A 20,467-nucleotide genomic window follows, 5' to 3' on the forward strand; every position below is an offset into this window, starting at 1 on the left:
GCTTTTCACGGGGCGCTCATCATAACAGGACGGACCCGCCCAAGACAGCGGCCGTCATAGGGACGCAAGCCGCCATGCAAGTGAGACACCTGCTGCTGATCGCCATCCTCGCACTGACCGCCGCTTGCTCGTCGACAAAGGAAGTCGTTGACGAAAACCTTAGCGAAGTCGAGCTGTACCAGCAGGCGCAGGCCGATCTGGACAACCACAGCTTTACCAGTGCAACCGCCAAACTGAAGGCTCTTGAGTCTCGCTACCCGTTTGGGCGCTACGCCGATCAGGCTCAGCTTGAGCTGATCTATGCCTACTATAAAAACTCTGAGCCAGAAGCCGCCAAGTCTGCCGCAGAGCGTTTTATTCGTTTGCACCCCCAGCATCCAAACGTTGACTACGCCTATTACTTGAAAGGCCTGACCTCATTTGATCAGGACGTTGGCCTGCTGGCGCGCTTCCTGCCGCTGGACATGACCAAGCGTGACCCAGGTGCTGCGCGCGATTCTTATAACGAATTCGCCCAACTCACCAGCCGCTTCCCTAATAGCCGTTACGCACCAGATGCCAAGCAGCGCATGATTTACCTGCGCAACCTGCTGGCCGCGTACGAAATCCACGTTGCCGACTACTACCTGACTCGTCAGGCCTATGTCGCAGCAGCCAACCGTGGTCGCTATGTGGTCGAAAACTTCCAGGAAACGCCTTCGGTCGGCGACGGCCTCGCAGTGATGGTTGAGGCTTATCAGCGCATGCACCTCGACCAACTGGCCAACACCAGCCTCGAAGTCCTGAAAGACAACTACCCGGACCACCCGAGCCTGGTGGATGGTCAGTTCGTGCCGCAAGTGTCTGACACCGACAACCGTTCATGGTTGAGCAAGGCCACACTTGGCTTGATCGAGTCCAGCACACCGCTGCCGCCGGGTGAAACCCGTGCCAACCAAGACATCCAGAAGCAATATCAGGATGCCAAGGATGCGATCCCTGCCGAACTGAAACCAAAAGACGCTGATGGCAATGTGATTGAAGAGCCAGAAGCAGAAGGCGAAAGCCGTTCGTGGTTCAGCTACATGACCCTGGGCCTGTTCGACTGATCGTTCAGCCCATCAAAAAGAGCTCTTCGGAGCTCTTTTTTTGTGCCCGATTTAACAGGCGCTGATTCCGCTGTGCGCCTGCCAAGTCCTTGGCTAAACTGGCGCATCTTTTCTCGAATGGCGAGTCACCATGCTTCGTTTACTGATCTGGGCTGCTTTGATTGCTGCAGGCGTGTGGTTTTGGCGCAAATACAAAGCCAGCATTGCCACACCGAAACAGCCTGCTGATCCCAGTGTTCAGCCTATGGTGCGTTGCGCCCACTGCGGCGTTCATTTGCCTAGAGATCGGGCCTTGAGCCAACAGCAAGAATGGTATTGCACCCAAAACCATTTGGAGCAAGGACCAAAGGGCTAAGCGAATCTCAAGCCGTAGGCGCTGGCGCAGAACGTGATCTTCACGTATTTAAAGATCGCAGCCTGCGGCAGCTCCTACGAAAAGCTCGGCTTGTATAGCCGTTGACGAGTGGAGCGAGGCTACGTCCGGGGCGCAGCCATCGTGAAATCAAGCAGCAAGATGCTTCATTGACTCTGCGCTAGCTCAATCAGGGTCAAGACGATATCTACGCCCTTTATGCCTGAACAGTTTAAATACGGCCCGCAGGCGCATATGGCGTCGGGTCGATAATGGGTTCACGCCCCAGCAACAAGTCTGCAAACAGTTGGCAAGACGCCGGAGCCAGTACCAGACCGTTGCGGTAATGCCCACAGTTCAGCCAAAGCCCATCAAAGCCTGCAACACGGCCAATGTACGGGATCCCTTCGGGCGAGCCTGGCCGTAAACCGGCCCAATGCGCCACAACTTCAGCATCAGCCAGCGCCGGTATCAGCTCAACAGCTGATGCTTTGAGGCTTTCAAGGGCTGTCGATGTCGGGGTTTTATCAAACCCTTCATGCTCCAACGTGCTGCCCACCAAGATATGCCCATCTCGGCGTGGTATGGCGTATCGCCCTTTGGCCAGCACCATGCACGACAAAAAGTCGGATGCACACTTGTACAAGATCATCTGACCTTTAACAGGCTCAACCGGCAACTCAAGCCCAAGACCTCCTAGCAATTCGCCACTCCAAGCGCCCGCCGAGAGCACCACTTCGTCGCCTCGAATGTCCCCTTGAGCTGTGGACACACCCGAAATTGTGTCGCCCTCACGAATAAACCCAAACACTTCGCACTGCTCATGGATCGTGACATTGGGCAACGCCTGCAAAGCGGCTTTGAGCGACTTAACCAAACGCGGATTACGCACGTTGGCCACGTCAGCCATGTAAATAGCGTGCGAATAACCACTGCCCAATACCGGTACTGTCGCTTCAACCTCTGCGATATGAACCGAACTCAATGGCCGACCTTCGCGCTCGGCCCATGCTAACGCTCGAGCCTCATCTTCGAGGTCAAGCCAGTACAAACCCGTGGTGTGCACTTGCGGATCTACACCCGTGTCCGCCAATAAACGCTCAGCCAACTGTGGATAAAAGTCCTGCGACCAATGAGCCAACGCTGTGACCGCCGAGCTGTAGCGCCACGGATAAAGAGGAGAAACAATGCCGCCTCCCGCCCAAGATGATTCTTGCCCCAAGCCTGCGCGATCCAGAAGAATCACTTGCTCAACATCTGCAGCCAGATTAAATGCCGTCAGCAGCCCGATAACGCCGCCTCCTACAATCACTACGCGTTGTTGCTTAGCCATCTATCAACCCAGCTCAAAATGAAAGTAAATCGTTAGCGCCCCCAACACTGCTGCCATGTCAGGTCCGGGGCCGCTCCAGTAATGCCCACCACACCGGTGTGGGCCAACGTAAAGTCCCCACATGGGTCATTGACCATCGTCGAGTCTTGTTTGCGAGCCGCTGTCAGCAAAAAAGCGTGATCCTCAAGATCGAGCACAATTTGGTAATGCTCATTACCCGTGCTGATGCCCTCGACGCCACTGTATAACCCTTTTTTCGTATAAAAACGCTCAAGACTTTGGGATTGCTCTGTCAATAACACGGCAACTTGCGAGCGATAGGCACGCTTAACAGCGTCGCTGTAAACCGGATAAGCGAATGCGCCAAGAATACCGATGATCGCCACGGCAATCATGAGCTCCATCAAGGTAAAGCCTGCTCCATTTTTGTTCACTGCCCGTTCCTTACTGTAGTTGCCGCCACAAAACTCTTCGAAAGTGCTGGCGAGCAGGTTCATTGGGATCAACCTCTGATCGTTGATAGCGTGCATACACGCTTTCCAAAATCGTGCGCGACGCCCCCCGTAGTCCGATAGCGGTTATTCGATACAAATTGGCCGAAGCAACACCCGGTAAATGCGCAGGCGTAACACCTGAGCCCATGTGCTGAATGCCGAACAATCCGTCAGGCACCTGAACCCAAAGCACACCTGATGACGGGTCAAAGCCAGGCGACACTCGTGTGCGCGCCTCCGAGGGCGGTAAACATTTGACCACCGCGTTACATTCCGATAACGCAGGCCAATCGCCCTGCACCCGTGACTCGCCCCTGCGCAGCGCTGTTTCTGCCGCTTGCAGCGATTGGTTAGCCTGTCGAACGCTGCCAGCCATTTTTTCCTGCTGAGTTGCACTTTGCATGGCGCCAAGGCCGATCACACTCAGCAACAGCAAGAAAATCAGGCTCACCAGTAAAGCCATACCTGCTTGCCTTCCTCGATTAAGCGCCATCGCTAACCCAGCCGATTTCGCAAGGCGACAACCATGTAGTACGGCTGATCCTTCACTCGGCCTTTAGGGTCTCTAAGGGTCAGACTGATGCGCACGCTACGAATATTGGCCAAATCAACCGGGGATTCCTCATAGCGTTGCACTGACAAACTGCTTGCCGTACTGGCCATACCAAAACTCACGTCAAATGCCGCCACATTGTCCAAAAGCACGGCCTTGTTGGTGCCCACTTTTAATTGCCCGTTTTCAAACCAGTAAATGACTCGGCGTACTGCAAACGCTATTTCATCGGGCGCCAGATAAAAGCGCTGCCCCGGGTAAGCCCGCGCAGCACTTTTGCAATCCGATACCACAGTCCAGTCCGGCTTTACACCTTGCACACCGACGCTTGCGCTGATGAATGTCCACCCTCGGGCCTCGGTATCTCGCTGCCAAGAGATGGGCGCTTGAAACGCTGAGGGCGCATCGATAATGCGGTTGCTAGCAAGGCAACCGAACATGCCAACCATGCGGATTTCCTGAGCAATTTTGCTCATGACGAAACGCGCATCTTCTTGTGCCAGCGCCGAAGCCCGCTGGCTCAGGTAAGTGTCACGCGCACCTAAAAAGACCTGAGTGACACCCAAGACCAGCAGTAGCCCTAGCGTTAGCGCCACCATTAATTCAATCAAACCAAACCCGGCTACAGAGCGCTTCATGGCCCGGTGCTCAGGACGTTCGGGGCGACCTCACTGCTCAGGGTGAACGTTTGGAACGAGTCGCCTTGATTGACTGCACGCGAGTCATCCCACGAAACGCTGATAGTTACCTGACGACCACTGACAGCAATGGCGCCTTTCGCGCTGACACCGCCGAACTGACGAATATTGTGTTTGAAGTCACTCAAGTCCTGAGCCAGCACCCTGTTCACACCGAGCGAGCCTTGCAGGTCGTCCAGCCCAGAGGTGCTGTAGTCAGCCTCTGCATTAGCGCGAATTCGATCCAGCATGTCGTAGGCGATAAAACTGGCTTGAGTGCTCATTAATGCGCTGTGGGTGTGTTTAAGAGCGCTGACTTGAACAGCCGCCGCCCCCAGAAGGCCTGTGGATAAAATCAGCATGGCGACCAATACCTCAATCAGTGTCATGCCGGACTGTAAGCGTATTTCACCTCTAAGCATGCGTGCCTTCCATGAGCATTCACTCAAGCAGCGCGCACTGCGCCGCCCCATGAAAAGCCTAGCGTTCGCGAATCGCTTTACCCGTAGGAAAACACTGGCAACGCCAATGGATTGTTCGTCTATTTGAGTGCGCTGCAGATCAAAAAAAAACGCTAAAACATAAGGAAACCCTTATTGGGCAACCAGAGCATTTGGCGGCTAACTTGATGGGCTATAACTGAGGTCACTGAATGAAAAACGCCCTATACACACTTGAGCATGTCCAGGGAGGAAAGCGTGTATCAACGCGGCATGAGCCTAATCCAATTATTGTTTGTGGTGCTGATCGTTGCGCTAACGGCTCGGTTTGCGAGCCCGGCCTACAGCGCACTCATTGAGCAACAACGCCGTCAGGTCATCGCTGAACAGTTAATCAGCAGCCTGCGCAACGCCAGAACTGAAGCGCTTGTGCGCCATCAACCCGTGGTTGTTTATGCTTTAGAAGAAGACTGGAGCTTGGGCTGGCGAGTGATTGTCGACCTGAGCGGGCGCGGCCATCTCGACCGAAACAACCCGGTTTTGCTTGAAGTACAAAGCAGCGAGCGAATACCGATTGCCGGTAACACACCGGTTAAACACTATGTACGGTTTAGCCCGCTGGGCGAGCCGTTGATGAGCGGCGGAGCCTTCCAAGCCGGAACACTGCATGTGTGCCAAGCGAAAACTGCAATGAGCCACTATCAAGTCGTGCTGGCCAAGAGTGGGCGTATCAGCCTGCGCAACGTTCAAGCTGCACAGGCTCTATGCGCCCCGGCTTAAATCAGGGAACGAACACGCAGCTCTTTAGGCATTGAGAACGTAATGTTCTCTTCACGACCAGCCAGTTCATCGGCACCGGTTGCGCCCCAGGCATGAAGCTGTTGAATCACTCCACGCACCAGCACTTCGGGCGCTGAAGCACCTGCGGTGATACCAATGCGCTCTACGCCATCAAACCAGCTTTTTTGCAGGTCTTCGGCGCCATCAATCAGGTAAGCCGGCGTCTCCATGCGTTCTGCCAATTCACGCAGACGATTGGAGTTGGAGCTGTTTGGGCTACCCACCACCAATACCACATCACATTCGTCAGCCAGTTGCTTGACTGCATCCTGACGATTTTGTGTGGCGTAGCAAATGTCGTCTTTGCGCGGCCCGCCAATGGCCGGGAAACGTGTGCGCAGCGCGTCGATAACGCGACTGGTGTCGTCCATCGACAGCGTGGTCTGAGTCACGAATGCCAGTTTTTCAGGGTTACTGACTTGCAAGTTAGCAACGTCATTCTCATCTTCGACCAGATAGATAGCACCGCCATTGCTGGCATCGTACTGGCCCATCGTGCCTTCAACTTCTGGGTGGCCTGCGTGGCCGATCAAGATGCACTCACGACCGTCACGGCTGTAGCGCGCCACTTCGATGTGTACCTTGGTCACCAACGGGCAGGTCGCGTCGAATACTTTAAGGCCCCGGCCTGCTGCCTCAGTACGTACCGCCTGAGAAACGCCATGCGCACTGAAAATCACGATGACGTCGTCTGGCACTTGATCCAGCTCTTCGACAAAGATCGCGCCACGGGAGCGCAGGTCTTCAACGACAAATTTGTTGTGCACCACTTCGTGGCGAACGTAGATAGGCGGGCCGAAAACTTCCAGAGCGCGATTGACGATTTCAATCGCTCGGTCCACCCCAGCGCAGAAGCCACGGGGGTTGGCGAGTTTGATGTGCATGCTAGGCCTCGTGGGACGCGCAGAAAAATAATGCCAATCAGGCCCGGCCAAAGCCGGGCACTGAGTTACAGCGCTTTGACGTCTTTGATTTCCACGTCGAAGGTCAGGGTTTTACCTGCCAGCGGGTGGTTAAAGTCGATCGTTACCTGGTCGTCATCAAACGCTTTGACCACACCTGGCAACTCGGTGTTCGCGGCGTCATTGAAGATCACCAGCAAACCTTCCGACAGCTCCATGTCCTTGAACTGAGAGCGCGGAATAACCTGCACGTTTTGCGGGTTAGGCTGACCAAATGCGTTCTCCGGCAAGATCTCCAGAGTGCGCTTGTCACCGGTTTTAAAGCCAAACAACGCAGCTTCAAAACCCGGCAACAGGTTGCCATCGCCTACTTTGAAAGTGGCAGGGTCTTTGTCGAACGTGCTGTCGACGGTGTCGCCATTCTCCAGGCGCAATGCGAAATGCAGGGTGACTTCCGTGTTCTGGCCGATACGAGGCTCAGTCATGAACAGTTTCTCCGGACTTTTTACTTTTAAACATATCCAACGCCAGCATCACGGCACCCACACAAATCGCACTGTCGGCGAAGTTGAACGCAGGGAAATACCAGCGATTTTGCCAGTGCACCAGAATGAAATCGACTACATGGCCGTAGGCAATGCGGTCATACAAATTGCCCAGCGCGCCGCCCAGAATCAGTGCAAGTGCAATGGCCAGCCACGTGTCATTGCGCCCCAGACGCTTGAGCCAAATCACCAACACGGCACTGACCACCACTGCAATCAGTGCAAACAGCCAACGCTGCCAGCCAGCACTGTCGGCCAGAAAGCTAAACGCAGCACCGGTGTTGTAAGCCAAGGTCCAGCTGAAGTAATCGGGGATCACCACAATCTGCTGGTACATCTGGAGTGCACCATCGAAGTAGACCTTGCTGGCCAGGTCAATGACCAGCACCAGCAGGGTCAACCAGAGCCAGCCCAGGCGCCCGAAGCGCCCGGTATTGCTGGTATTAGGCATAGTGACGTACCTCACCGGCGCCGCTGATGTTATCGACGCAACGACCGCAGATTTCCGGATGCTCCGGGTTTACACCTACGTCTTCGCGGCAATGCCAGCAACGCGCACACTTGGCGTGGGCCGACTTGACGACTTTGAGCTTGAGGCCCGGCACTTCGGTGACCACAGCATCGGCAGGCGCTTGCACAAAGGGTGCGACGCTGGCGGTAGAGGTGATCAGCACGAAACGCAGTTCGTTGCTCAGCTTGGACAGGTCTGCTGCCAGGTCATCTTCGGCGAACAAGGTGACTTCTGCCTGCAAGTTGCCGCCAATTGCTTTAGCAGCGCGCAGGTTTTCCATCTCTTTGTTGACCGCAACCTTGACTGCCATGATCCGCTCCCAGTAGGCGCGGTCGAGCTCGGTGCCTTCCGGCAGCTCGCTCAGACCTTCATACCAAGTGTTGAGCATGACCGACTCGTTACGCTCGCCCGGCAGGTACTGCCACAGCTCGTCGGCAGTAAACGCCAGGATCGGAGCGATCCAGCGTACCAACGCTTCAGAGATGTGGAACAGCGCGGTTTGGCACGAACGACGGGCCTTGCTGTTGGCGCCAGTGGTGTACTGACGATCCTTGATGATGTCGAGGTAAAAACCACCCAGCTCCTGCACGCAGAAGTTGTGCACTTTGGAGTACACGTTCCAGAAGCGGTATTCACCGTAATGCAGTTCAAGCTCACGTTGCAGCAGCAACGCACGGTCAACTGCCCAACGATCCAGCGCCAGCATTTCTTCGGCAGGCAGAATGTCGGTGGCCGGGTTGAAACCGGTCAGGTTCGACAGCAGGAAGCGTGCGGTATTGCGAATACGACGGTAAGCGTCAGCGCTGCGTTGCAGGATCTGATCAGAAACCGCGATTTCACCCGAGTAGTCAGTCGAAGCCACCCACAGACGCATGATGTCGGCGCCCAAGGTGTCGTTGACTTTTTGCGGCGCAATCACGTTGCCCAATGACTTGGACATTTTGCGACCGGCTTCATCCACGGTGAAACCGTGAGTCAGCAGTTCGCGGTACGGCGCGTGATTATCGATGGCGCAACCGGTCAGCAGCGACGAGTGGAACCAACCACGGTGTTGGTCAGAACCTTCAAGGTACAGATCAGCACGCGGGCCAGTCTCGTGGCCCATTGGGTGCGAGCCGCGCAGCACATGCCAGTGCGTGGTGCCCGAATCGAACCAAACGTCCAGCGTGTCAGTAATTTTGTCGTACAGCGGGGCTTCGTCGCCCAGCAGCTCGGCGGCGTCCATCTTGAACCAGGCTTCGATGCCTTCAAGCTCAACGCGCTTGGCCACTTCTTCCATCATTTCGACGGTACGCGGGTGCAGCTCGCCGCTTTCCTTGTGCAGGAAGAACGGAATCGGCACGCCCCAATTACGCTGACGCGAGATACACCAGTCTGGACGATTGGCGATCATCGAATGCAGACGGGCCTGACCCCAGGCTGGAACAAACTGAGTGTCTTCGATGGCCTTGATCGCACGAGTGCGCAGGGTATCGCCGGCAGTCGGCTCTTTGTCCATACCGATGAACCACTGCGCCGTGGCGCGGTAGATCAGCGGGGTTTTGTGACGCCAGCAGTGCATGTAGCTGTGGCTGATGGTTTCAGTGAACATCAGCGAGCCCACTTCGATCAGCTTGTCGATGATGTTCTGGTTGGCTTTCCAGATGAACTGGCCGCCAAAGAACTCAAGCGATGGCACATAAACGCCGTTGCTTTGAACCGGGTTGATGATGTCGTCGTTGACCATGCCATAGGCTTTACAGGTCACAAAGTCGTCTACGCCGTAAGCTGGAGCCGAGTGAACTACGCCAGTGCCTGCGCCCAGCTCAACGTACTCAGCCAAATAGACTGGCGACAGACGGTCATAAAACGGGTGACGGAAGTTGATCAGTTCAAGCGCCGAACCCGTTGTGGTTGCGATCACCGCACCTTGCAGGTTGTAACGTGCCAGGCACGACTCAACCAGCTCTTCAGCCAATACCAGCAACTTGTCGCCGACGTCGACCAGCGCGTAGGTGAACTCCGGGTGAACGTTGAGCGCTTGGTTAGCCGGGATGGTCCACGGGGTGGTGGTCCAGATCACAATCGACGCAGGCTTGCTCAAAGCGGCCAAGCCAAAGGCCTCAGCCAGCTTGGCTTCATCTGCAATCGGGAATGCAACGTCGATGGTTGCGGACTTCTTGTCCTGATATTCGACTTCTGCTTCAGCCAGAGCCGAGCCGCAGTCAAAGCACCAGTTAACAGGCTTGAGGCCTTTAAACACGAAACCGCCTTTGACGATTTCGGCCAAAGCACGGATTTCACCGGCTTCGTTTTTGAAGTCCATGGTTTTGTACGGGTTGGCGAAATCACCCAGCACACCCAAACGAATGAACTCGGATTTTTGGCCTTCGATCTGCTCGGTGGCATACGCACGGCACAGCTCACGGGTTTTGTCCGCAGGCAGGTTTTTGCCGTGAGTCACTTCAACCTTGTGCTCAATTGGCAGCCCGTGGCAGTCCCAGCCCGGCACGTACGGCGCATCGAAACCCGCCAGGGTTTTCGAGCGAATGATCATGTCTTTGAGAATCTTGTTCAGCGCATGACCGATGTGAATCGTGCCGTTGGCGTACGGAGGACCGTCGTGAAGAACAAACTTCGGACGATCCTTGCCAATCTCGCGCAACTTCCCGTACAGGCCAATGCTGTCCCAACGCTGCAAAATTTGCGGTTCGCGTTGTGGCAGGCCGGCCTTCATTGGGAAGGCTGTGTCCGGAAGGTTTAGCGTGGCTTTGTAGTCGGTCATTTCAGGCTCTTTTTAAGCGGTTGACCCAGCCAATAGGCTCGGGCGGCGGCGACGTCCGCATTGATCGCCGTCTTGAGCGCCTCCAGGGAGGCGAAACGCTGCTCATCACGCAGCTTGTGGTGGAATGCCACGGTCAAACGCTGGCCATATAAGTCGCCAGCGAAATCCAATAGATGTACTTCGAGATGGGCGCTGCCATCCCCTGCTACGGTAGGTCTGACGCCAATGTTGGCAACGCCAGGCCAGATTTTGCCGTCGATTTCAACGCTGGCCAGGTAAACCCCGGTCAACGGAACACGACGACGTTTTAACTGAATATTTGCAGTGGGCGTGCCCAGTTGGCGCGCAAGCTTTTGCCCGTGCAGCACTCGACCGGCGATCTTGAAGGGGCGACCGAGCAAGCGCTCGGCCAGCGCAAAGTCAGCATTGGCCAAGGCATCACGCACCTTGGTGCTGCTGACCCTCACACCATCAAGCTCAACGGTTTGCGCCGCCTCGACGGTAAAGCCTTGCACCGTGCCTGCTTGTTGCAGGAAGTCAAAGTCACCAACCCGGTCGCAACCAAAGCGGAAGTCGTCGCCGACCTCCAAGTGCTGTACACCCAAGCCGTCGACCAAAATCGTGTCAACGAATTCGGCGGCACTGAGCTTGCTCAAACGTTGATTGAACGCCAGGCACAGTACCCGATCAACCCCTTCGTCAGCCAATAGCTGCAACTTGTCACGCAGGCGAGCCAAGCGCGCCGGAGCGGTTTCAGGGGCAAAGAATTCGCGCGGCTGCGGTTCAAAAATCACCACGCAGCTGGGCACGCCCAACTCCAGTGCACGCTCACGCAGCCGCCCCAGGATTGCCTGGTGACCACGGTGCACACCGTCAAAGTTGCCAATAGTGGCGACGCAGCCCCGATGTTGGGGCCGCAGATTGTGTAGGCCTCGAACCAGCTGCATAGCGCGCTTCTTGCTCATAAAGTGGCCGATTATAACCACACCCAGCCCAGTACGACAGGCAACAGAGCAAGGCAAATCGGGTCAATTCGACAAAATAGACGTCTGACCGGCGATTACCTTACACAAGAGACTTGCGGGCGAAATCTTTCAAACGCAAACCCAGCAGCAACAACATACCGAAATAAGCCAGTACGCCCGCTACAACCAACCCGCCCAAACGCAAGAAGCGCTCAAGCATATGGCCCTGATCCCAAGCGGGCATTAACTGCATTAGCCCCAGCAAAACGGCCGACATCACGGCCACCGCCAAAACCAATTTGAACAGGTACTTGCTCCAGCCCGGCTGCGCGACAAACAGCTTTTGTTTACGCAATTGCCAGAACAACAGGCCCGCATTAATGCAAGCCCCCACACTGATCGCCAACGCCAGACCGGCGTGCTGCAACGGCACGATAAAGACCAAGTTGAGCAACTGAGTCACGATCAGCGTGAATATCGCGATTTTCACCGGCGTGCGTATGTTTTGCTGAGCGTAAAAACCCGGCGCCAACACTTTGATCAAAATAATGCCGAGCAACCCAACCGAATACGCAATCAAGGCGCGCTGGGTCATGCTCGCATCCAGCGCCGTAAATTCGCCGTACTGAAACAACGAAACGGTCAGCGGCTCAGACAATATGGCCAGCGCCAAGGAGCACGGCAGCACCAGCACAAAACATAGGCGCAAGCCCCAGTCGAGTATTCGCGAGTACTCCTGACGGTCTTTGTTGGCATAGGTTTTGGACAACGTCGGCAACAATATTGTGCCCAGCGCCACACCCAACACACCGGATGGCAACTCCATCAAACGGTCGGCGTAGTACATCCAGGACACGGAGCCCGCCACCAGGAAGGAGGCAAATATGGTGTTGATGATCAGCGAAATTTGGCTGACCGAAACCCCCAAAATAGCCGGCAGCATTTGCTTCATCACGCGCCACACGCCAGTGTCACGCAGGTTAAGTCGAGGCAGCACCAGCATCCCGATCTTTTTCAGGTGTGGCAGTTGGAACAAGAGCTGAGCCAAACCACCCACCAAAACCGCCCACCCCAATGCCATGACTGGGGGGTCAAAGTACGGGGTCAGGAACAACGCAAAAATAATCATGCTGACATTGAGTAGCGTCGGCACAAATGCGGGGACCGAAAAACGGTTCCAAGTATTGAGAATCGCCCCAGCCAACGACGACAGGGAAATCAGCAATATATAAGGGAAAGTGACCCGCAGCATGTCGCTGGTCAGCTGGAATTTTTCTGGTGTCGTGGCAAAACCCGGCGCAGTCGCCCAAATGACCCAAGGTGCAGCGACCATCCCCAGGGCCGTCACGATTGCCAGCACCAAGGTCAGCAAACCCGCTACGTAAGCCACAAAGGTGCGCGTCGCCTCCTCACCTTGCTGGCTTTTGTATTCCGCCAAAATAGGCACGAACGCTTGAGAAAAAGCACCCTCAGCGAAGATCCTGCGCAGCAGGTTGGGCAATTTAAAGGCGATAAAGAACGCATCCGTGGCCATTCCGGCGCCAAAAGTACGTGCAATGATCGTGTCCCGAACAAAGCCCAAAACCCTTGAAATCATGGTGATTGAGCTGACGGCAGCCAACGATTTGAGCAAATTCATTGAAAGAGTTTTTGCCTATAAAGAAAGAGCAGGCGAACAAAGCGTCCACTTATGCGATACTGCGCGCCGCAACAGCACAGAGCCAAGCTCGCGAGTTTACAGGTCAAGCGCCGGAAATAAATCTCCCGTCTACCTCGATCCACCACTCAGCGGATCGTATCAATCGCCCTTGACAAGCCTTCACGTCATCGGCATGATTCGCGGCCTATTTTGTTTGTTATTTCCCAAAAGTCTTTCGAGGAGCTCGACGGTGGCCAACACACCTTCCGCCAAAAAACGTGCAAAACAGGCTGAGAAGCGTCGCAGCCACAACGCCAGCCTGCGTTCCATGGTTCGTACCTACATCAAGAATGTAGTTAAAGCCATCGACGCAAAAGACGCTGCTAAAGCGCAAGCTGCTTATGTTCTGGCTGTTCCTGTTATCGACCGTATGGCCGATAAAGGCATCATCCACAAGAACAAAGCTGCTCGCCATAAGAGCCGCCTGAATGGCCACGTCAAGGCGTTGAACCTTGCGACTGCCGCTTAAGCGATAAGCTTTTTAAAAAACCGACCTCAGGGTCGGTTTTTTATTGCCTGCGATTTAGCTTTAACCTTGAGCGAAATCTATAAGAGCTTCACAGGCTGCGAGTTTTTATACTCAAGATCAAAAAATCGCAGCCTGCAGAGCGCCCACAGAGAGCTAATCGTTAGCCGTGCGGCCACGGCAAGATTGGAATCGCAGTCACCGCATTCTGCGGGCTGCCTTCGATCAGGCGGTCGCTGTACACCAGATACACCAGCGTATTGCGCTTTTTATCGAGGAACCGCACAACCTGCATGGTCTTGAAGACCAGAGAAGTGCGCTCTTTGAACACCTCTTCACCATCTTTCAAATCACCCTTGAAGCTGATCGGACCAGTCTGACGGCACGCCAACGAAGCCTCAGCACGGTCTTCAGCCAGACCCAAGCCGCCTTTCATACCCCCCGTCTTTGCGCGCGACAAGTAGCACGTCACGCCTTCAACCTTGGGATCATCGAACGCCTCGACCACAATCCGATCATTAGGCCCAACCAACTTGAACACGGTCGAAACAGTGCCAATCTCTTCAGCCGATGCCAGTAACGGCATCGCCAACATTAACCCCAACAAACCGCTCATCAAGCGCATGCAACACCTCAGAATCAGACCAGAATCAGGTTATCGCGATGAACCAATTCAGGCTCAGCCATGTAACCCAACAAACTGACAATCGCATCTGACGACTGCCCAATAATTTTTTGCGCTTCCGCCGCACTGTAATTTGCCAGCCCTCGCGCAATTTCTCGCCCATCCGGCGCCACGCAAACCACCATCTCGCCACGTCGAAAGCCACCCTGCACTGCTTTGACACCAACTGGCAGCAAACTTTTATGACCCTGCGACAGCGCCGCAACAGCCCCATCATCCAACACCAAAGTGCCACGCGTTTGCAGATGCCCGGCCAACCACTGCTTACGCGCCGCCAACATGCCGCGCTCAGGCGACAACAATGTACCAAGGCGCTCGCCTGCCTTTAGGCGATCCAAAACACGCTCCAGGCGCCCGCCAACGATAATCGTGTGTGCCCCCGAACGAGCCGCCAAACGGGCCGCACGCAATTTGGTCTGCATACCCCCACGCCCCAGCGCACCACCCGTACCGCCTGCCACCGCATCCAGCGCCGGATCATCGGCACGCGCTTCGTAAATCATCTGCGCATCAGGGTTGTTGCGCGGATCCGCATCGAACATGCCATCACGGTCCGTCAGGATCACTAGCAGGTCTGCCTCGACCAAGTTCGCCACCAATGCCGCCAACGTGTCGTTATCACCAAAGCGAATCTCATCAGTGACCACGGTGTCGTTTTCATTGATCACCGGGATGACACCCAGCTCAACCAATGTACGCAGAGTGCTACGAGCATTCAGGTAACGCTTGCGATCAGACAAGTCATCATGGGTCAGCAAAATTTGCGCCGTATGACGAGAGTGCTCAGCAAAGCTCGACTCCCAAGCCTGCACTAGGCCCATCTGACCAATAGCCGCAGCCGCCTGCAATTCGTGCATGGCACTCGGTCGCGATGTCCAGCCCAAGCGACTCATTCCGGCCGCTACCGCACCAGAAGACACCAGCACCAGCTCAACGCCCGCCTCGTGCAAAGCAACCATCTGCTCGACCCAAACACCCATTGCCGCGCGATCCAGCCCTTTGCCATCCGCTGTCAGCAATGCGCTGCCGATCTTCACGACCCAACGCTGCGCACCCGTCACCTTGCTCCGCATCATCATCCAACCTATGCCTGAGAGCAGCGCGACCGAGCGCCACCCGTGGAGTTATTCTTGATTACCGTTTCGTAGATGCTAAAACGCCGCTCTATTGAGCGGCGCTGTAGTTTACTGCAACGAATCAGTCGCGGACGTAAATGATTTCTGGACCATCTTCGTCTTCAACATCTTCTTCGTCCCAATCATCTTCACCGATGTCATGAACGCTCTTCACGCCACTGCGACGCAGGGCACGCTTGTCATCAAGCGCCTGCAACTGCGCACGCGCCTCATCTTCGATGCGCTGATCAAGATCTGCCAACTCAGCCTTGTAGGCAGGGTCATTAGCCAGACGATCAGCACGGTCTTCCAGATAACGCATGATGTCGTGGCACAGCTTGTCAGTGCCGATCTTGGCGATAGCCGAGATCACATACACAGGGCCCGTCCATTCAAGGCGATCAACGACTTCCTTGACGCGTGCATCGTGCTCGTCTTCTGGCAACGAATCGCACTTGTTCAGCACCAGCCAGCGATCACGCTCAGCCAGCGACGGGCTGAACTTGGTCAGCTCGTTGACGATGACTTCAGCTGTATCCGCTGCACTTTCAGAGCCTTCAACCGGCGCCATGTCCACGAGATGCAACAACAGACGCGTACGCGCCAAGTGCTTGAGGAAGCGAATCCCCAGACCTGCGCCATCCGAAGCACCTTCAATCAGGCCGGGAATATCGGCGATGACGAAGCTCTTCCAGCGATCAACACTGACCACACCCAAGTTCGGCACCAGCGTGGTAAACGGATAGTCCGCCACTTTTGGCTTGGCCGCAGACACCGAGCGAATAAAGGTACTTTTACCGGCATTCGGCAAGCCCAACAGGCCCACATCAGCCAGCACTTTCAATTCCAGCTTCAGGTCGCGCTGCTCACCCGGCTTACCCGGAGTGGTCTGGCGCGGAGCCCGGTTGGTACTGGATTTGAAACGCGTGTTACCCAGACCGTGCCAGCCACCATGCACAACCAGCAAACGCTGACCAGCTTTGGTGAGGTCACCGATGATTTCCTGAGTACCTGCATCGATTACCGTGGTGCCGACCGGAACACGCAGCTCCAGATCTTCACCCTTACGGCCCGTGCAATCTGTGCTGCCACCGTTGGAGCCGCGCTGCGCGTCAAAGTGACGGGTGTAGCGATAGTCAACCAGCGTGTTGAGGTTCTCGTCGGCGATCATGTAGATCGAGCCGCCATCACCACCATCACCACCGTTCGGACCACCGTTTTCGATGAACTTCTCGCGACGGAAGCTCATGCAACCGTTACCACCATCACCTGCTTTTACTTTGATCGATACTTCATCAACAAACTTCATAACAAAACACGCCTCTCGTCATCAGGACGAGCCGATAAAAACCAAGACATAAGACTCTTGCAAAAATGAGCGCAGCGACCTCAATCAACGACCGTTAAATCCAGCGCCAGCAGCCCATACAAACAGTTTTGCAAGAGACTCACCCCACAAACGAAAAAGCCCCGTCGCAAGACAGGGCTCTTCCAGCTACCAAGCAATTACGCTGCGACGACTGCTGTCTTCGGAACGATGCTTACATAGCGGCGACCGAAGGCGCCCTTAACCTGGAACTTGATCACGCCTTCCACTTTCGCGAACAGGGTGTGATCTTTACCCATACCAACGCCGTAGCCAGCGTGGAACTGAGTACCGCGCTGACGCACGATGATGTTGCCTGGGATGATAGCCTGGCCGCCATACATCTTCACGCCAAGGCGTTTGGCTTCTGAGTCGCGACCGTTACGGGTACTACCACCAGCTTTTTTGTGTGCCATGAGTCAATTCTCCTAGTGAGGAATTAGGCTGAAATTAAGCCTGAATACCGGTGATTTTGATCTCGGTGTACCACTGGCGGTGGCCCATACGCTTCATGTGGTGCTTACGACGACGGAACTTGATGATGCGGATCTTGTCGTGACGACCTTGGGAAATCACTTCAGCCACTACGGTAGCGCCAGGAACAACTGGTGCGCCGATGTTTACGTCATCGCCATTGCCAACCAACAAAACGCGATCAAAGGTAACGGATTCGCCAGTAGCGATTTCCAGTTTTTCGATCTTCAGGTATTCACCTGGTGCTACTTTGTACTGCTTACCACCGGTAACGATTACTGCGTACATGGTATTTCTCCGATAATCCTGCTCACCCAGCGCTTTATAGGTAAAGGTATTGGCTGGCATGGCTGCATGGGGCTGGAACGGCCCAAGTGCAATTGCGTAAGGCAGGTGCTGCCCAGGAAGTTCAGGGTGCGCGATTGTACGCAAGGCCCGTCAGGGTTGCAAGTAGCCGCCTATCGCGCCTTGACAGGCCCAGCCCCCCGACCTAGCATGCCGCGCAACCCTTCTGGAGCACCTGTCGCTGATGCAACCCCAAGCTTTCTACCGCGCGGTGGCGGACGATTTTAGCGCCGTCGATGGCATCATCAAGAAGCAGCTGACTTCACGCGTACCGCTGGTCTCAAAAATCGGCGACTACATTACGTCAGCCGGCGGCAAACGCCTGCGTCCTTTATTAGTGTTGCTGTGTGGCAAGGCCTTGGGCCGCGAAGGCGACGATCTACGTCTGCTGGCCGCGACCATCGAGTTTCTGCACACCGCCACCTTGCTTCACGACGACGTCGTGGACATGTCGGGCATGCGCCGTGGCCGTAAAACAGCCAACGCAACGTGGGGCAACGCGCCCAGCGTGCTGGTCGGCGACTTCCTGTACTCACGCTCCTTCGAAATGATGGTTGAGTTGGGCTCGATGCCAGTGATGAAAATCCTGTCGCAAGCCACACGCATCATCGCCGAAGGCGAAGTGTTGCAGTTGTCCAAAATACGCGACGCCAGCACCACTGAAGAAACCTACATGGAAGTCATCCGCGGCAAAACCGCGATGCTTTTCGAGGCGTCGACTCACAGTGCTGCGGCTCTGGCCGGTGCCACACCTGAGCAAAGCGAAGCTCTGCGGACCTTTGGTGACCATCTTGGCGTGGCATTCCAACTGGTAGACGATTTGCTCGACTACCGTGGCGATGCCGAAACGCTGGGCAAAAACGTCGGTGATGATCTGGCTGAAGGCAAACCAACCTTACCGCTGATCTACACCATGCGTGAAGGCACACCCGAGCAAGCCGCACTGGTTCGTCAAGCCATTCAAAAAGGTGGCATTGAAGACCTCGAAAGCATTCGTAATGCGGTTGAGGCGTCAGGTTCGCTGGAGTACACCGCGCAGCTTGCGCGTGACTACGTTGCTCGTGCAATCGCCTGCCTTGAAGTGCTGCCGCCAAGCGAATATCGCGATGCGCTGGTTGAGTTGAGTGAGTTTGCGGTCGCACGCACACACTGATTGAGTAGTCGCTGCCGCAGCACCTTCGCCTGCAGCTCAGCCTTTGGCAGCGACTCCAAGTGCGCCTTGACCGCGCACTTGCCCGCCCGCCAACAAAACCCTATACAATGCGTGCCTTTTAGCCATCCTGACTTTTAAGGAGCTGTAAGTGAGCACGTTGCCACCCTGCCCAAAATGCAATTCCGAATACACCTACGAAGACGGCGCTCAGCTGATCTGCCCGGAATGCGCCCATGAGTGGTCTGCCAGCGGCGACGCAGAAGTAGAGTCCGATGACAAAGTCTATAAAGACTCTGCCGGTAACGTTCTGGTAGATGGCGACACCATCACCGTGATCAAGGACCTGAAAATCAAAGGCACTTCGCTGGTGGTCAAAGTAGGCACCAAGGTCAAAAACATTCGCCTGTGCGATGGTGACCACGATATCGATTGCAAAATCGACGGTATCGGCCCAATGAAGCTCAAGTCTGAATTCGTTCGCAAAGTCTGATTTAGCGGCACTCCTTCCTGCGTTTCGCGCAGGAAGGCGCTGCACTCCCCCCGCAACATCCCCCGCAATATCAAAAAGCCAGCGACCTTGACCGACAGCAATTTCTGCGCAGAAAAACCAGAAATCTGCCAATAGGCACTTGCTATTAATTGAATAAGAATTATTCTCAATGGCATTCATCAAGGAGATGACGACCATGACTTATTTAATTGATGCTTGGCTGGACCGACCACATCCCTATCTGAGAATCCTGCATCGGGAAACCGGGGAAGTCTGTGCGGTACTGGAAGAAGAAGCACTAAACGAACTGCAAGATCAGGGCGATCTGGACTTCAACGGGCTCAACTCAAGCGAGCCAGTAGTGCTCAAAGAGCTGGTGCGCAATTTGTTTCTGTTTTGCTACGCCCGGGCATTGCGTCCGGTCGGTGCGGCTGACCTTCACGAGCATCACGCCAAAATACAACTATGACACCCCTTAAACAGGAGCGAGTTTGCTGGTGATAAAGGCATCACTTGCCTGCATCACGCACAAACTCGCCCCCACTAGCGCTTACAGAACGTCCAGCAGCTCGACGTCAAACACCAATACGCTGTGCGGAGCAATGCTGCCAACGCCTTGGGCGCCGTAAGCCAGTTCGCTCGGCACGTAGATGCGCCATTTGCTACCGGCATTCATCAGTTGCAGGGCTTCGGTCCAACCAGCGATCACGCCGCCAACCGGGAACTCAGCTGGCTGACCACGCTCGTAAGAGCTGTCAAACACAGTGCCGTCGATCAGCGTGCCGTGGTAGTGAACACGCACGGTGTCTTCACGGGATGGCTTAGCGCCTTCACCCGCAGTCACAACTTCGAATTGCAGACCCGAAGCCAGCGTGGTGATGCCGTCTTTGTTGGCGTTTTCAGCCAAGAAAGCTTTGCCTTCACCAGCAGCAGCTTCTGCTTTGGCAGCGGCTTCAGCCTGCATGATTTCGCGGATAACTTTGAAGCTGGCAGACATTTCTTCTTGGCCAACACGGCTTTCTTTACCTGCGAAAGCGTCGGTCAGACCGGCCAGGATCGCGTCCAGGTTAACGCCTGGTGGCGGGTTGTCGCGCAGTTGGTCACCCAGTTGACGGCCAATGCCGTAGCTAACGCGAGTTTCGTCGGTCGACAGATTTACTTCGGACATAACACTGCTCCGCTGTAGGGCGATTCAAAAAAAGCTGCTCTT

At 55.4% G+C, this 20,467-nt stretch carries 24 protein-coding genes; 7 read left to right on the plus strand and 17 right to left on the minus strand.

Annotated elements, in window-relative coordinates:
* Nucleotides 1-74: 74 nt before the first annotated feature.
* The gene (locus ACZRJQ_RS04115; protein WP_463977141.1) at nt 75-1,088 is read left to right on the plus strand and encodes an outer membrane protein assembly factor BamD; all 1,014 of its coding nucleotides are present in this window, start codon (nt 75-77) and stop codon (nt 1,086-1,088) included.
* A gap of 130 nt (nt 1,089-1,218) precedes the next feature.
* Nucleotides 1,219-1,443, plus strand: coding sequence for a PP0621 family protein (locus ACZRJQ_RS04120; RefSeq protein WP_463977142.1), 225 nt, complete (start codon nt 1,219-1,221; stop codon nt 1,441-1,443).
* A gap of 229 nt (nt 1,444-1,672) precedes the next feature.
* Here ACZRJQ_RS04120 and thiO read toward each other — a convergent pair whose 3' ends face one another.
* The 5 genes from thiO to pilV are packed head-to-tail and all read right to left on the minus strand — an operon-like array spanning nt 1,673 to nt 4,919.
* Nucleotides 1,673-2,773, minus strand: coding sequence for a glycine oxidase ThiO (gene thiO, locus ACZRJQ_RS04125; protein WP_463977143.1), 1,101 nt, complete (start codon nt 2,771-2,773; stop codon nt 1,673-1,675).
* A gap of 32 nt (nt 2,774-2,805) precedes the next feature.
* Nucleotides 2,806-3,207, minus strand: coding sequence for a type IV pilin protein (locus tag ACZRJQ_RS04130; protein WP_463977144.1), 402 nt, complete (start codon nt 3,205-3,207; stop codon nt 2,806-2,808).
* Between the two features lie 10 nt (nt 3,208-3,217).
* On the minus strand, nt 3,218-3,730 hold the full coding sequence (locus ACZRJQ_RS04135; protein WP_463977145.1) for a pilus assembly PilX family protein: 513 nt from the start codon (nt 3,728-3,730) through the stop codon (nt 3,218-3,220).
* Nucleotides 3,731-3,762: 32 nt separating this feature from the next.
* Nucleotides 3,763-4,458 (minus strand): PilW family protein, encoded by a 696-nt coding sequence (locus ACZRJQ_RS04140; RefSeq protein WP_463977146.1) that lies wholly within the window; start codon nt 4,456-4,458, stop codon nt 3,763-3,765.
* Nucleotides 4,455-4,919, minus strand: a complete 465-nt coding sequence (gene pilV, locus ACZRJQ_RS04145) for a type IV pilus modification protein PilV (protein WP_463977147.1) — start codon at nt 4,917-4,919, stop codon at nt 4,455-4,457. The genes ACZRJQ_RS04140 and pilV overlap by 4 nt, the downstream gene beginning before the upstream one ends.
* A gap of 291 nt (nt 4,920-5,210) precedes the next feature.
* On the opposite strand from pilV, the gene ACZRJQ_RS04150 reads away from it, so the two are divergent.
* Nucleotides 5,211-5,717: a GspH/FimT family pseudopilin gene (locus ACZRJQ_RS04150; RefSeq protein WP_463977148.1), complete on the plus strand. Its 507-nt coding sequence runs from the start codon at nt 5,211-5,213 to the stop codon at nt 5,715-5,717.
* Here the strand turns inward: ACZRJQ_RS04150 and ispH are convergent.
* The 6 genes from ispH to murJ form a co-directional block, all read right to left on the minus strand.
* Nucleotides 5,714-6,661, minus strand: coding sequence for a 4-hydroxy-3-methylbut-2-enyl diphosphate reductase (ispH, locus tag ACZRJQ_RS04155; RefSeq protein WP_463977149.1), 948 nt, complete (start codon nt 6,659-6,661; stop codon nt 5,714-5,716). The two genes, ACZRJQ_RS04150 and ispH, sit on opposite strands and share 4 nt — an antisense overlap.
* 65 nt (nt 6,662-6,726) lie before the next feature.
* On the minus strand, nt 6,727-7,164 hold the full coding sequence (gene fkpB / locus ACZRJQ_RS04160) for an FKBP-type peptidyl-prolyl cis-trans isomerase (RefSeq protein WP_463977150.1): 438 nt from the start codon (nt 7,162-7,164) through the stop codon (nt 6,727-6,729).
* Nucleotides 7,157-7,675 carry a signal peptidase II gene (gene lspA / locus ACZRJQ_RS04165; protein WP_463977151.1) on the minus strand — a complete coding sequence of 173 codons (519 nt, stop codon included), beginning with the start codon at nt 7,673-7,675 and terminating at the stop codon, nt 7,157-7,159. The genes fkpB and lspA overlap by 8 nt, the downstream gene beginning before the upstream one ends.
* Nucleotides 7,668-10,499, minus strand: coding sequence for an isoleucine--tRNA ligase (ileS, locus tag ACZRJQ_RS04170; RefSeq protein ID WP_463977152.1), 2,832 nt, complete (start codon nt 10,497-10,499; stop codon nt 7,668-7,670). The genes lspA and ileS overlap by 8 nt, the downstream gene beginning before the upstream one ends.
* A complete protein-coding gene (ribF, locus tag ACZRJQ_RS04175) occupies nt 10,496-11,446 on the minus strand; it encodes a bifunctional riboflavin kinase/FAD synthetase (protein WP_463977153.1) in 951 nt (316 codons plus the stop codon). The genes ileS and ribF overlap by 4 nt, the downstream gene beginning before the upstream one ends.
* Nucleotides 11,447-11,564: 118 nt before the next feature.
* Complete coding sequence (gene murJ, locus ACZRJQ_RS04180; protein ID WP_463977154.1) at nt 11,565-13,103, minus strand: murein biosynthesis integral membrane protein MurJ; 1,539 nt, start codon at nt 13,101-13,103, stop codon at nt 11,565-11,567.
* A gap of 250 nt (nt 13,104-13,353) precedes the next feature.
* On the opposite strand from murJ, the gene rpsT reads away from it, so the two are divergent.
* A complete protein-coding gene (gene rpsT, locus ACZRJQ_RS04185) occupies nt 13,354-13,632 on the plus strand; it encodes a 30S ribosomal protein S20 (RefSeq protein ID WP_003443902.1) in 279 nt (92 codons plus the stop codon).
* Between the two features lie 160 nt (nt 13,633-13,792).
* Here the strand turns inward: rpsT and ACZRJQ_RS04190 are convergent, their stop codons facing one another.
* The 5 genes from ACZRJQ_RS04190 to rplU form a co-directional block, all read right to left on the minus strand.
* The gene (locus ACZRJQ_RS04190; RefSeq protein ID WP_463977155.1) at nt 13,793-14,254 is read right to left on the minus strand and encodes a CreA family protein; all 462 of its coding nucleotides are present in this window, start codon (nt 14,252-14,254) and stop codon (nt 13,793-13,795) included.
* Nucleotides 14,255-14,268: 14 nt separating this feature from the next.
* Nucleotides 14,269-15,387: a glutamate 5-kinase gene (gene proB, locus ACZRJQ_RS04195; protein ID WP_463977350.1), complete on the minus strand. Its 1,119-nt coding sequence runs from the start codon at nt 15,385-15,387 to the stop codon at nt 14,269-14,271.
* Between the two features lie 124 nt (nt 15,388-15,511).
* Entirely contained in the window at nt 15,512-16,738 is a 1,227-nt protein-coding gene (gene cgtA / locus ACZRJQ_RS04200) for an Obg family GTPase CgtA (RefSeq protein WP_463977156.1), read from the minus strand.
* 197 nt (nt 16,739-16,935) lie between these two features.
* Complete coding sequence (gene rpmA, locus ACZRJQ_RS04205; RefSeq protein ID WP_003443913.1) at nt 16,936-17,211, minus strand: 50S ribosomal protein L27; 276 nt, start codon at nt 17,209-17,211, stop codon at nt 16,936-16,938.
* A gap of 34 nt (nt 17,212-17,245) precedes the next feature.
* Nucleotides 17,246-17,557, minus strand: coding sequence for a 50S ribosomal protein L21 (gene rplU / locus ACZRJQ_RS04210; RefSeq protein WP_048378246.1), 312 nt, complete (start codon nt 17,555-17,557; stop codon nt 17,246-17,248).
* A gap of 241 nt (nt 17,558-17,798) precedes the next feature.
* On the opposite strand from rplU, the gene ACZRJQ_RS04215 reads away from it, so the two are divergent.
* The 3 genes from ACZRJQ_RS04215 to ACZRJQ_RS04225 all read left to right on the plus strand — a co-directional run bounded on the left by ACZRJQ_RS04215 (nt 17,799) and on the right by ACZRJQ_RS04225 (nt 19,726).
* Nucleotides 17,799-18,767, plus strand: coding sequence for a polyprenyl synthetase family protein (locus tag ACZRJQ_RS04215; RefSeq protein WP_463977157.1), 969 nt, complete (start codon nt 17,799-17,801; stop codon nt 18,765-18,767).
* A gap of 148 nt (nt 18,768-18,915) precedes the next feature.
* Nucleotides 18,916-19,257, plus strand: a complete 342-nt coding sequence (locus ACZRJQ_RS04220) for a zinc ribbon domain-containing protein YjdM (RefSeq protein ID WP_463977158.1) — start codon at nt 18,916-18,918, stop codon at nt 19,255-19,257.
* 196 nt (nt 19,258-19,453) lie between these two features.
* Nucleotides 19,454-19,726, plus strand: coding sequence for a PA4570 family protein (locus tag ACZRJQ_RS04225; RefSeq protein ID WP_463977159.1), 273 nt, complete (start codon nt 19,454-19,456; stop codon nt 19,724-19,726).
* 81 nt (nt 19,727-19,807) lie between these two features.
* On the opposite strand, the gene ACZRJQ_RS04230 is transcribed toward ACZRJQ_RS04225, so the two are convergent.
* Nucleotides 19,808-20,425: an FKBP-type peptidyl-prolyl cis-trans isomerase gene (locus ACZRJQ_RS04230; RefSeq protein WP_463977160.1), complete on the minus strand. Its 618-nt coding sequence runs from the start codon at nt 20,423-20,425 to the stop codon at nt 19,808-19,810.
* Nucleotides 20,426-20,467 lie beyond the last annotated feature (42 nt).

The organism is Pseudomonas sp. E315, from assembly GCF_055406205.1.

Coding starts and splice junctions, on each gene's coding strand:
- ACZRJQ_RS04115 (WP_463977141.1), top strand. CDS start 75: ATGCAAGTGAGACACCTGCTGCTGATCGCCATCCTCGCACTGACCGCC.
- ACZRJQ_RS04120 (WP_463977142.1), top strand. CDS start 1,219: ATGCTTCGTTTACTGATCTGGGCTGCTTTGATTGCTGCAGGCGTGTGG.
- thiO (WP_463977143.1), bottom strand. CDS start 2,773: ATGGCTAAGCAACAACGCGTAGTGATTGTAGGAGGCGGCGTTATCGGG.
- ACZRJQ_RS04135 (WP_463977145.1), bottom strand. CDS start 3,730: ATGGCTTTACTGGTGAGCCTGATTTTCTTGCTGTTGCTGAGTGTGATC.
- ACZRJQ_RS04140 (WP_463977146.1), bottom strand. CDS start 4,458: ATGAAGCGCTCTGTAGCCGGGTTTGGTTTGATTGAATTAATGGTGGCG.
- pilV (WP_463977147.1), bottom strand. CDS start 4,919: ATGCTTAGAGGTGAAATACGCTTACAGTCCGGCATGACACTGATTGAG.
- ACZRJQ_RS04150 (WP_463977148.1), top strand. CDS start 5,211: ATGAGCCTAATCCAATTATTGTTTGTGGTGCTGATCGTTGCGCTAACG.
- ispH (WP_463977149.1), bottom strand. CDS start 6,661: ATGCACATCAAACTCGCCAACCCCCGTGGCTTCTGCGCTGGGGTGGAC.
- fkpB (WP_463977150.1), bottom strand. CDS start 7,164: ATGACTGAGCCTCGTATCGGCCAGAACACGGAAGTCACCCTGCATTTC.
- lspA (WP_463977151.1), bottom strand. CDS start 7,675: ATGCCTAATACCAGCAATACCGGGCGCTTCGGGCGCCTGGGCTGGCTC.
- ileS (WP_463977152.1), bottom strand. CDS start 10,499: ATGACCGACTACAAAGCCACGCTAAACCTTCCGGACACAGCCTTCCCA.
- ribF (WP_463977153.1), bottom strand. CDS start 11,446: ATGCAGCTGGTTCGAGGCCTACACAATCTGCGGCCCCAACATCGGGGC.
- murJ (WP_463977154.1), bottom strand. CDS start 13,103: ATGAATTTGCTCAAATCGTTGGCTGCCGTCAGCTCAATCACCATGATT.
- ACZRJQ_RS04190 (WP_463977155.1), bottom strand. CDS start 14,254: ATGCGCTTGATGAGCGGTTTGTTGGGGTTAATGTTGGCGATGCCGTTA.
- proB (WP_463977350.1), bottom strand. CDS start 15,387: ATGCGGAGCAAGGTGACGGGTGCGCAGCGTTGGGTCGTGAAGATCGGC.
- cgtA (WP_463977156.1), bottom strand. CDS start 16,738: ATGAAGTTTGTTGATGAAGTATCGATCAAAGTAAAAGCAGGTGATGGT.
- rpmA (WP_003443913.1), bottom strand. CDS start 17,211: ATGGCACACAAAAAAGCTGGTGGTAGTACCCGTAACGGTCGCGACTCA.
- rplU (WP_048378246.1), bottom strand. CDS start 17,557: ATGTACGCAGTAATCGTTACCGGTGGTAAGCAGTACAAAGTAGCACCA.
- ACZRJQ_RS04215 (WP_463977157.1), top strand. CDS start 17,799: ATGCAACCCCAAGCTTTCTACCGCGCGGTGGCGGACGATTTTAGCGCC.
- ACZRJQ_RS04225 (WP_463977159.1), top strand. CDS start 19,454: ATGACTTATTTAATTGATGCTTGGCTGGACCGACCACATCCCTATCTG.
- ACZRJQ_RS04230 (WP_463977160.1), bottom strand. CDS start 20,425: ATGTCCGAAGTAAATCTGTCGACCGACGAAACTCGCGTTAGCTACGGC.